Origin of the sequence: Streptomyces sp. NRRL WC-3549 (assembly GCF_000721935.1) — a bacterium.
Taxonomy (GTDB): Bacteria; Actinomycetota; Actinomycetes; order Streptomycetales; family Streptomycetaceae; genus Streptomyces.
Map to the genome: position 1 here is coordinate 1 of NZ_KL585406.1, position 571 is coordinate 571.

At 79.0% G+C, this 571-nt stretch carries 1 protein-coding gene; it reads right to left on the bottom strand.

Going from position 1 to position 571, the window contains the following annotated elements:
* A partial coding sequence (locus IH13_RS0118585) for an AfsR/SARP family transcriptional regulator (RefSeq protein WP_031085857.1) occupies positions 1-571 on the bottom strand: 571 nt, incomplete at both ends.

Below are 571 nucleotides of genomic sequence, written 5' to 3' on the forward strand. Positions count from 1 at the left end.
GGGCGGAGCGGGCGGGTCCTGGTGCAGCAGCCGCTCGTGCAGGCCACGCAGTACGGGGCCGGGGTCGGTACCGAGCCGGTCCGCGAGCAGGGTGCGCACCTCGTCGTACGCGGCGAGCGCCTGGGCGGTACGTCCGGCGTGGGCCAGGGCCTGGATGCGCAGCGCCTGGAGGGATTCGTCGAGCGGGTGGTCGGCGCAGAGCGCGACGAGGTCGGGCAGGGCGTCCTCGGCGCGTCCGAGGGCGAGGACGGCACCGGCCCGGTGACGCCGCGCGTCCAGGCGCCGGGCCTCCCAGCGCGCGGCGGTCACGGTGCGGTCCGGCAGATCGGCGAGGGCGGGGCCGTGCCAGAGGGCGAGCGCGTCGTCGAGGAGGGTGAGGGCCTTCGCCGCGTCGCCGTCCTCCAGTGCCCGCGCCCCCTCCCCCGCGAGCCGGTCGAAACGGTGCAGGTCCACGGCGTCCGGGGCGGCGGACAGCCGGTAGCCGTTCTCCACCGACTCGACGGCGCCCCGGCCGAGGGCGCGCCGGAGCCGGCCCACGAGCGCCTGCAGCGCCCCTGCCGCGTCGGCGGGG